At 50.3% G+C, this 9,578-nt stretch carries 11 protein-coding genes and 1 pseudogene; 8 read left to right on the plus strand and 4 right to left on the minus strand.

Going from position 1 to position 9,578, the window contains the following annotated elements; all coding sequences use genetic code 11:
* Positions 1–705, plus strand: coding sequence for a hypothetical protein (locus JCM2850_RS07155; protein WP_025870783.1), 705 nt, complete (start codon positions 1–3; stop codon positions 703–705).
* A gap of 143 nt (positions 706–848) precedes the next feature.
* On the opposite strand, the gene efp is transcribed toward JCM2850_RS07155, so the two are convergent.
* The 4 genes and pseudogenes from efp to greB form a co-directional block, all read right to left on the minus strand.
* Positions 849–1,406: an elongation factor P gene (gene efp / locus JCM2850_RS07160; protein WP_025870784.1), complete on the minus strand. Its 558-nt coding sequence runs from the start codon at positions 1,404–1,406 to the stop codon at positions 849–851.
* Between the two features lie 55 nt (positions 1,407–1,461).
* Complete coding sequence (locus tag JCM2850_RS23610; RefSeq protein ID WP_369384854.1) at positions 1,462–1,599, minus strand: elongation factor P maturation arginine rhamnosyltransferase EarP; 138 nt, start codon at positions 1,597–1,599, stop codon at positions 1,462–1,464.
* 74 nt (positions 1,600–1,673) lie between these two features.
* Positions 1,674–2,690: pseudogene (gene earP, locus JCM2850_RS17830) on the minus strand (elongation factor P maturation arginine rhamnosyltransferase EarP); the annotation flags it as partial.
* Between the two features lie 15 nt (positions 2,691–2,705).
* Positions 2,706–3,200 (minus strand): transcription elongation factor GreB, encoded by a 495-nt coding sequence (gene greB, locus JCM2850_RS07170; RefSeq protein WP_025870786.1) that lies wholly within the window; start codon positions 3,198–3,200, stop codon positions 2,706–2,708.
* Positions 3,201–3,490: 290 nt separating this feature from the next.
* Here greB and JCM2850_RS07175 point away from each other — a divergent pair, with 290 nt between their 5' ends.
* The 7 genes from JCM2850_RS07175 to JCM2850_RS07200 all read left to right on the plus strand — a co-directional run.
* Positions 3,491–3,790, plus strand: coding sequence for a helix-turn-helix domain-containing protein (locus JCM2850_RS07175; RefSeq protein ID WP_025870788.1), 300 nt, complete (start codon positions 3,491–3,493; stop codon positions 3,788–3,790).
* Positions 3,787–5,130: a HipA domain-containing protein gene (locus JCM2850_RS07180; protein ID WP_025870791.1), complete on the plus strand. Its 1,344-nt coding sequence runs from the start codon at positions 3,787–3,789 to the stop codon at positions 5,128–5,130. The genes JCM2850_RS07175 and JCM2850_RS07180 overlap by 4 nt, the downstream gene beginning before the upstream one ends.
* A gap of 252 nt (positions 5,131–5,382) precedes the next feature.
* Positions 5,383–6,414 (plus strand): YjgN family protein, encoded by a 1,032-nt coding sequence (locus JCM2850_RS07185; RefSeq protein WP_025870793.1) that lies wholly within the window; start codon positions 5,383–5,385, stop codon positions 6,412–6,414.
* A gap of 65 nt (positions 6,415–6,479) precedes the next feature.
* On the plus strand, positions 6,480–6,773 hold the full coding sequence (locus JCM2850_RS07190) for a DUF7092 domain-containing protein (RefSeq protein ID WP_025870795.1): 294 nt from the start codon (positions 6,480–6,482) through the stop codon (positions 6,771–6,773).
* On the plus strand, positions 6,770–7,537 hold the full coding sequence (locus tag JCM2850_RS07195) for a M48 family metallopeptidase (RefSeq protein ID WP_025870796.1): 768 nt from the start codon (positions 6,770–6,772) through the stop codon (positions 7,535–7,537). Before JCM2850_RS07190 ends, JCM2850_RS07195 begins: the two co-directional genes overlap by 4 nt.
* A 472-nt stretch (positions 7,538–8,009) precedes the next feature.
* Positions 8,010–8,228, plus strand: coding sequence for a hypothetical protein (locus tag JCM2850_RS20965; RefSeq protein ID WP_081774989.1), 219 nt, complete (start codon positions 8,010–8,012; stop codon positions 8,226–8,228).
* A gap of 166 nt (positions 8,229–8,394) precedes the next feature.
* Positions 8,395–9,578, plus strand: a 1,184-nt coding sequence (locus tag JCM2850_RS07200) for an AAA family ATPase (protein WP_234406147.1), incomplete at its 3' end; no start/stop codon positions are given.

The raw sequence follows: 9,578 nt of genomic DNA on the forward strand, positions 1-9,578 counted from the left end.
ATGGATATTCAACTACGCCGCCGGGCGATACTGACAGGTTTGAGGCCGTTTCTGCGCGATGACGAATTGCAGGCGGCGCTGGCGTTGTGGCAGCAGGATTATGCCAGCCAGCCCGTGTTTGCCTTGAGCGGACTGGTGGCACAATGCTGCACCCGAGCCGAACTCAAACCCCAACGTGGCAGCATGCTGCGTGCACTGATAGCAGCGCTGGCTTTGCCCAGCGATCAGTTGCTGCCTGATATCGCTGTCAGCTCCGCAGATGTTCAAACCATGACGGCGCACAGCATGACATCGCACATCAAGCAGCAGCCAAAATCCCAGGCCACAGGGCCAGATGAAATGACGCGTGCCTTTATGCAGCTAATTACGGCCTTGCTGGCGGTGAGCGAGCCTGCGCTGCAACAGCTGATACGTCAGCGCTTGCAGGCTGGCCTGGAGTCTTTGGGTTTGCCCAGGCTGCAAAAACAAGCCATGTGGGCCTGGTTGTCTGGTATGAGCGAGGCTCAGGCAGGTGCCTCTGCGCAAGCCAGCTCACTGGGTCAGGCCTATGCCCTTAAACCTTTGCAGGCTTTGATCAATCAGGCTTATGTGGTCATGTGCGAGCAGCTGGGGCCAGTCAAGGCCGATCATCACCTGGCCAGCGCGGTTAATATTACCCAGGCAAGAATGCAGGGCAGCAGCTTTAGTGTGCATGATCTCTTGTGACTAGGCATGCCCAGTTCACAACAATAAAGTTCACAACAGTAAGTGCGCAACAATAGGCTCACGCTAATAAGTTCACGCAAACAAATTAATGGCAATAAAAAAGGGAACCCTCGGGTTCCCATTTTTGCTGAACAGTGTCAGGTTTACTTGACGCGGTTCTTGTATTCCAGTGTGCGGGTGTCAATTTCAATCTTGTCACCGGTGCCACAGAACAAAGGTACTGGCAGTTCAAAACCAGTGGAGATACGGGCAGGCTTCATCACCTTGCCGGAGGTATCACCCTTGACTGCGGGTTCTGTGTAAGTGATTTCACGGACTACAGAGTTAGGCAGGTCAACAGAAATTGCCTTGCCGTTGTAGAACACCACTTCACACTCCATGCCGTCTTCAAGGAAGTTGAGCGCGTCTGTCATGTTGTCGGCTTCAACTTCGTACTGGTTGTATTCAGCGTCCATGAATACATACATAGGGTCTGCAAAGTAGGAGTAAGTCACATCCTTGCGTTCCAGCACTACAACATCAAACTTGTCGTCAGCCTTGTATACGGACTCGCTGGGGGCCTCGGTCAGCAGGTTCTTGAACTTCATTTTGACCACGGCAGCGTTACGGCCGGATTTGTTGTATTCAGTCTTTTGCACAACCATGGGGTCAGTGCCGATCATCACTACGTTGCCTACGCGAAGTTCCTGAGCTGTCTTCATAATATGATTTCGAGAAAAAGTTAAGGGGTAAAAAGGGGCGCATTATACCCGAATTTCAGAAAAGATTCTTACAGTAAATCACCAGCTTAGCGGCCAGATCTTCTTGCTCGGCCAGCTCGCTGGCATAAGCCTGCGCATGGGCCTGCCATTGCGGCAGTATGGCGCACAGGGCTTGCCATTGCTGGGCGTTGATGCCATCAGCTTGAAGCCATCAGCGTTCCAGGCCTGATGTGCAGCCATGATTTCCGCAGTCAGACTTGCACTGCTTTTTTCATGGTAACGCTGCAGAAATGCCTGCAGTTTTTCCAGATGGGTGTCTTCTTGCTGGAAATAAGGTTGCCAGATCAGGGGGCGGCCCGCCCAGATGGCGCGTATCCAGCTATCTTCTCCCCGCACAAAATTGAGCTCACACGCCCACAGCAGCCTGTCGTATAGAGGCTGACTGAGGAAGGGGATGATATGGGTTTTGAGCTTGTGAGCTGTAAATCCAGCTGCTGCTTGCTGCGCTACCCAGGCCTGAGTTTGTTCGGCAATATGGCCAGCGGGGATGAAAAGATCCACTTCCTGCTCACCCTCGGCCATGGCCTGCAAAATGCTATGCAGGGGCGCATGCGGGTAACAGAATAAAGACACTTTAACTGCGTTTTCTGACAGGCTGGGTGCCACGCCTAGCTGCTGCCAGAACTCGGCTTGTAGCTGGGCGTCTTGCTGAAAAGCCATGCGCTCAGCAAGCAAGCGGCTTTCACGTAACAAGCCACCCGTGTGATGACTAAAGCCGGGGAAGAAGAAATGCTTGCTTAGGCCCGTGCTGGGGTGCACGGAGCGGCCTGCATGAAATTCATCCACCCAGCTTTCAGCGCTGAGGTATTCGAGATTAATCCACACCGGGCGGCGGCCCTGCATATGTTGTAGATAGGCTGCGGGTAATTCGCAGGCAAAGGCTTCTATCACCACATTAGCGACTTCAGCATCAGCGACTTCAGCATCAGCGATTTCAGCATCAGCGATTTCAGCATCTGCTGCAAGCTGCCAGTGGCAAATCTCCACCTGAGCTATATATTGCCCAGGGATTTGTCTTGTTAATGCCGGGTTGAGGCTAGGGATAAGCTGACGCGCCACCTCGGGTTTATCCAGCCAGAGCCGGACTTGCAAGCCATGCTCATGCGCCAATTGTCTGGCCAGGCGCCAGCAAACGCCTATGTCGCCAAAGTTATCGACAATACTGCAGAAAATATCCCAGCGCGGAGTTGTCGCCTGTGCCGCAGGGGCTTGCGCCTGGCTCATGATGCGCCTAGCTCATCAAGCATCTGGCGCATGGTAGCTGACGTCTACCACCTCAAAGCTTTCTTCACCTGCGGGGGTGATCACACGCACCACGTCGCCGGGCTGTTTGCCGAGCATGGCGCGCGCCAGGGGCGAAATCCAGCTGATATAGCCTTTGCTCGGCTCCAGTTCATCTTGGCCGACAATGCGGTAATGCAGGCTTTCATCTTTATCCAGCGCATACAGCTCCACCCAGGCACCAAAGTAGATTTTTTCCAGATCCTGCTGGGTGTTGGGGTCTACCACCACCGCAATATCCATGCGCTTCATCAAAAAGCGCAGGCGTGAATCAATCTGGCGCAGACGTTTCTTGCCATAAATATAGTCGCCATTTTCACTGCGGTCGCCATTGCTGGCCGCCCAGGAAACATCGCTGACCACTTTGGGCCGCTCTACTTTATAGAGTTGCTCGAATTCGTCCTTGAGGCGGGCATAGCCCTCGGGGGTAATGTAATTTTTCTGGTCAGCCATAGGCGGCACGGTAGGCACAGGCGCTCGGACTGTCAAGGTCGAAAGTCTAAAACGCTTTTAGCGGCTAGCTTTACGCTTCTATTACATAGAGCTAGTTCACACATCTGGCCTGAGGCGGAAAAAGTACTGGCACAGGCACATGCTTTAAATAAAATATATTTGTTCGGATATATTTTATTGATATTTTGTTGTTGGTTGGGTTGAATATATTTTGATTGCATATATTTCAGTTATTGACTTGGCTGGATAGGTAAAATATATTCGATCAAATATATTATGGGGTGAAGTTCATGCAGGTAAAAATTACTTCTATGGCAGAGCTGGGCGAAGTACTGCGTGCTACCCGCAAGGCCCATCATCTAAGGCTGGATGATTTTGCCGGGATGGCGGGCGTTGGCCCGGTGTTTGTCGGCGACGTCGAGTACGGCAAAGAAACCGTGCAAATGGGGCTTGTATTGCAGCTGCTGCGTGAGCTTGGCCTGACGCTGACAGTAGAAGTGCCTGAGGCAACAACGCCATACCTGCACAAGATTCGTGAGCAAGGCGGGCTGGTTCGCCCCAGCAAGCGCAAGCTTGGGAGCAATGAATGAAGCGCGTGCTCCAGGCTTATATCAACGAATTCCACGTTGGCACCCTGAGCGCGCTAGACAATATCTGGCGCTTTGACTACACCAAGGCCTGGGCTGAAGCTGAACATGGCTATGACCTGTCACCAGCGTTGCCACGCCGTGATGGCATGAGCGAGGGGGCAAGAAAAGTGATGCCCAGTCAGCATATCGATGGCAGCACGGATAGACCCGTGCAATGGTACTTCGATAACTTGCTGCCGGAAGAAGCCTTGCGTAGCGTGCTGGCCAAACAGGCTGATGTGGATGAAAGTGATGCCTTTGGCTTGTTGGCATACTATGGTCGCGAATCTGCTGGCTCCTTGGTCTTGCTGCCAGAAGGCGAGGCAGCCGTGGCGGCAGGGATGCGGCCACTACCGCTAGAGCAACTGTCTGCACGCATCCGCGCCATGCCCAGAATTCCACTAGGTGCGGCTTCGCCCAAGCATATGTCGCTGGCGGGGGCGCAGCATAAACTAGCGTTGATATACCAAGATCATGCCCTGTTTGAACCCGATGGCCCGACCGCATCCACGCATATACTCAAACCGCAGCACCCAGATAAAGCCTCATTCCCCGCAAGTGTAGTCAATGAATATTTCACCATGCGCCTGGCGCATGCCCTGGGTTTGGATGTGCCGCAGGTGCAGCGGCTGTTTTGTCCAGAGCCAGTATTTCTCACCGCAAGGTTTGACCGCGTCACCAGCCATGATGGCGTCACTGAACGCTTGCATGTGATTGATGCCTGCCAGTTGCTCAACAAAGATCGTGCATTCAAATACAGCGCGGCTAGCGTAGAAGCTTTGGCCGAGGTGATCAATTATCTGCAGGTGCCCGCAGCAGGGCGTCAATGGCTTTATGACTGGATAGTGTTCAATGTGCTGATAGGCAACGGCGATAACCACCTTAAAAACCTCTCTTTCATGGTCTCGCCTGACCGTATTGTGATTGCCCCATGCTACGACCTGCTGTGCACCGCCGCTTACGATACAGAGCCGATAGCAGGAGATTTGGCAGAATGGCCTAACACCAAGGTGGCGCTGAGGCTGGATGGGGCAACGCAGAATTTTTCTCAAATCACCCGCGAGGTCATGATAGCTGCTGGCCGTGTGCTGGGTCTGGCCAGGGCAACTGCTGTACGAAGGCTGGATTATTTTCTTGCCAGAATCCCCGCTGCCGTCAGCAAGCTGCGGGAGGAAATAAGGCAAGAAAATGCCCAGTGCAGTGAAGACATTGCCTGGGGCTTGGCTCAGGACGGACTGTTGTTGGGAGTCATAGAACACATCATTGTGGCGCAGATGTGTGCGCAGCTTGAGAAGGTCTAAGTTGCATTATTCAGGGCCTGGTCTAGGTCTGCCGCCGTAAGGTTCTGGCAGCATCATCTCTGCAATAAGCTGGATGCGGCCAATCGTACTATCTCATTGCGTCATACCTGATTGGAGTGGGAGAAAATCCTGTGGCTAGCATTGAGGCTTTGCGCTAAGCTCACGACGCCATGCATGGCATGGTTAAAAACTCAAAAAGTTAAAAAATTCAAAAAATAAATGATTGCGCGATTTTATTAAGGGAGGAGCACCATGCAAGAAGTCAAAGTCACGCCTGTTGTTTTCACGGGTAAAGCCAGCGAGTATTTCGGCGTCTGGATCGTCAATCTGCTGTTAAGCATCATCACACTGGGGGTTTATTCCGCCTGGGCCAAGGTAAGACGCAAAAAGTATTTCTATCAACACACCTTTATTGATGGCGTGGCGTTTGATTACCATGCTTCTCCCATCGCCATACTCAAGGGCCGCATGCTGGCGCTGGCCTTGTTTATCCTGTATTCACTCAGTGGCCAGATTGCTCCTGTCCTCTCCGTGGTGTTCCCGCTGCTGCTGACGATTTTCCTGCCCTGGATCATCGTGCGCTCGCTCACCTTCAATGCGCGTAACTCCAGCTACCGTGGCTTGCGTTTTGATTTCAATGGCAGCATCAAGGATGCATGGCGTTATTACATCTTGCTTCCCTTATTGCTGGTGTTTACCCTGGGTTTGCTTTATCCCTTTATTGCCCATGGTCGCAATCGCTTCATCATGCAAGGCCACCGTTTTGGTCTTAGCCAGGTGCAAAGTGATTTCAGCCTAGGCAGTTTCTACAAAGTGTATCTGCAAGCATTGGCCATCTTGATTTTGGTGGGGCTGACCGTGGTGGGCCTGGGCAGCGTATTGTTGACAGCGGCAGGCATGCACATTGATTTCAATAATCCGTCCTTCATATGGCCGTTGATTCTCGGCTATACGCTGAGCATCACGATGGCTGCCGCTTTTCTGCGTTCGCGCGTGCTGAACCTGGTGTGGAAGGGTAGCCGTATAGATCAGATCAGCTTTGATTCCAATCTCAGCGCCCGCGGTTTGATCTGGCTATATGTCACCAATCTGCTTGCCCTGATATTCAGCCTGGGCCTGTTGGCACCCTGGGCTCATGTGCGCACCGCACGTTACCATGCTGAGCGCCTGGCGCTGGTAGGCGCTACTGATTTTGAGCAGTTTGTTGGCGAGAAAAAAGCTGAGGTAAAAGCGGCTGGTGAAGAAATCGGTGAGATGTTCGATATCGACGTTGCGTTCGGCTAAGCACACGCTTAACTTCGGGGTTAACTACTCGGTTAACCACACTCAAACAAAAGGACTAGCAGGGCATGCAGGCATTCGAGGCTGATTATTTCGATGGCATTACCGCCAAGGCCCAGCCAGTCAGGGTCAGCCTGCATGAAGGGCGGCTGAGTTTTAGCCTGGGCGAGCAGCATGAAACTTTTCTGCTCGCGGCCCTGCGGCCACAGGCACCACTGGGCAGTGCGCGCCGCATCATAGAGCTGCCCGATGGTGGCAGGCTAGAAACCGATGACCATGCGGCGTTTGACAGCCTGCGCCTGCCTGCGGTGTCTGGTTTTTGGCGGCTGCTGTATTTCCTCGAAAATCATCTGGCTGGGTGATCTTTGCCCTGGTGCTGACTGTGGCAATGAGTTGGGGCCTGATCCGTTTTGGCGTGCCCGTGCTGGCGGAGCAAGTGGCAAACGTAGTGCCTGCGGATACCGAGATCAAACTGGGTGAACAAGTGCTCAAGGCCATGGATCACGACTATGGCTACTTCAAGCCCAGCACGTTGAGTGCGCAGCAGCAACAGGCCCTCAGCACTGGCCTGCAACAGTTCTGCGCACGGCAACCTCAGCCACAGTGTCCAGCCTATAGATTGGAATTCCGCCACGGTGGTGTAGTGGGGGCCAATGCCATGGCCTTGCCGGGCGGCATTATTGTCCTCACCGATGAGCTGGTGGCACTCAGCAAGCACAATAATGATCAGGTAATTGCAGTGCTGGCGCATGAGCTTGGCCATGTTGCCAAGCGTCACTCACTGCGCCATACCCTGCAAGCCACCTTTTCCGGGCTGGTGATCGTGGCATTGACCGGGGATTTTGACACCCTGGCCTCAGGCCTGCCCGCTATCCTGTTACAGATGCAGTATTCGCGCGCCATGGAAACCGAGGCAGATACCTACGCGCTCAACAGCCTGCAACATGCTTGCGTGCCTACGCAATCGTTTGTGGATATCTTGCAGGCGCTGCAACGTCAGGCCGACGAAAAAACCAAAAATCAGTCCAAGGCTAGCATGGTGGCGGAGTTGTTATCCTCCCACCCCGATACCGCTGCCCGCGTACGTGCTTTCAAGCAGGGTTTGCCTGCACATTGTGTGCACTAATCTGAAGACACCATCGACGACTTGTTGATTGAAACATGGTGGCATCGGCCTTTAGCTCACCAAGTTGCAATCTTTTATGATGGCACAGTATTTTCTTCTTAATACTTATATTTCACGGAATAGAAACATTATTTGTGGCAGTGCTACCTTAGACTCTATCTGCAACTTCGAAAGAGCAAACAGTCGTTATATGGTCTGCTTTAATATCTTAAAAGACCTAATGAAAGTTGTTCAGTAAATCCAAAAAACTAATAATACATCAGGATTATTTTCTCTTAATTCAGTAGTATTGATATTTAACTTAGTGTGGTTTTGTTATAAATTAATAATTCTGCGATAAAGCGAATTTTTTATCTGTTTAAGTTAATCTAATATTTCTTCAATTTTAGTCCTGGATGTTGATATAGTTGAACTCATGCAGGGCACTAATCAATGCATTAACTAAATTTCTAATATTGCAAGGAAACTTAACATGGAAGCTTACAGAGATGTAAATGGAGATTCAGGAATTTCAGCTTATCAAATCGGTGATGAGGGAATATTAGTTCGGTTCACAAGTGGAGCTACTTATATTTACACGTACGGTTCCGCAGGGTCTGCTCATATAGAAAGAATGAAAATTCTTGCACGTGCTGGAAATGGTCTTAATGCTTATATAATTAAAAACCGTGTGCCATACTCCAAGAAATAATATTTTGAATTAGTTCATTATTATCATATCTAGATTAAAATTCATTGGATCAAGTTATTATTGCGAATTATTCATTGTTTTAGGTATTTGACCCAGATAAATAAAATTGCTTGTAGTCTGTTTTTCCATACCTTGTTTTCTGTATACAAATCCTTTCGCTAAGGTAGTGAGCGATACGATTGAATTTTTAAATTTCAGTAATAGCAATGTGTTGAGAAGTTTTTACATGAAAATTAAAACTGTACATATCAAGAATTTTAGAGCGTTAAAAAACGTAGAGATTCCTTTTGATTCTGTTACAACATTCATCGGGCCTAACGGAGCTGGGAAATCAACCGTGCTTCGGGCACTAGACTGGTTCTTCAACGGGAAACCTGGCTCGCTTACTGAGAAAGACTGTTCTTTTGGGGTGGCTGAGGAAAATATCGAAGTTCAAGTTACATTTGACGAGTTGACTGAGAAAGATCGAGAAGCGCTAGGCAAGTATGTACCGGATGGTGTACCAACTTTTACTGCATGGAGACGCAGATCACCCGAAGGGGGAGATTTTCTTTCCGCTAACGCTAAAGGGTATCCGGCTTTTAACGAAATTAAAGCTGCAAGTAATGCAACCGCTAAGAAGGAGTTATATAGAATTCTCATTTCTGACCATCCAGAACTGAAGTTGCCGGACGCGAAAACTGGCTCTGCCGTTGATGAGGCAATTACAGCTTGGGAAGCATCACATACAGATTTGCTTGAGGATGCGCTAGAGTCTTTGCAGACCAATTTTTTTGGCTTTAACAGTGGCGGGAAAATGAGTGGCCTCTTTGACTTTGTCCTAGTAACTGCTGATCTTCGAGCAAGCGAGGAGTCTATTGATGGCAAAGCAAGCATCATAGGTCGCATCCTTGAGCGTTCCGTAGATCGGGCAGCAGCTGATGAAGAAATTGCGAAAATCGTCGAGGATTCACGATCGCAGCAACAAAAAGTGTATGAGGAAAAATTCAAGACTCAGCTGGAGGCAATGACTACTCAACTTAATTCAGTTGTTGCATCCTACTCTCCTGGTAGGGCAGTTGTAGTTTCTCCTGCAGAGGTTGAACTCAAAGCACCGAAGACCACATTCGAAGTTACTGTGCTTGATGGGACAACTGCAACTGCAGTAGAGCGACAGGGACATGGTTTTCAAAGGACAATTCTTATATCAGCGCTTCAGCTTCTAGCTCAATCTGGAGCAGCATCGTCAGATGGAGTTATCTGCTTGGCAATCGAAGAGCCAGAGCTCTTTCAGCATCCGATCCAAGCTCAAACGTTTGCGAAGGTATTAAGGTCATTAGCTGAAGATGACGATAAGCGCATTCAGGTTAC

It is taken from the genome of Methylobacillus glycogenes JCM 2850, from assembly GCF_000617925.1.
Classification (GTDB): Bacteria; Pseudomonadota; Gammaproteobacteria; order Burkholderiales; family Methylophilaceae; genus Methylobacillus; species Methylobacillus glycogenes.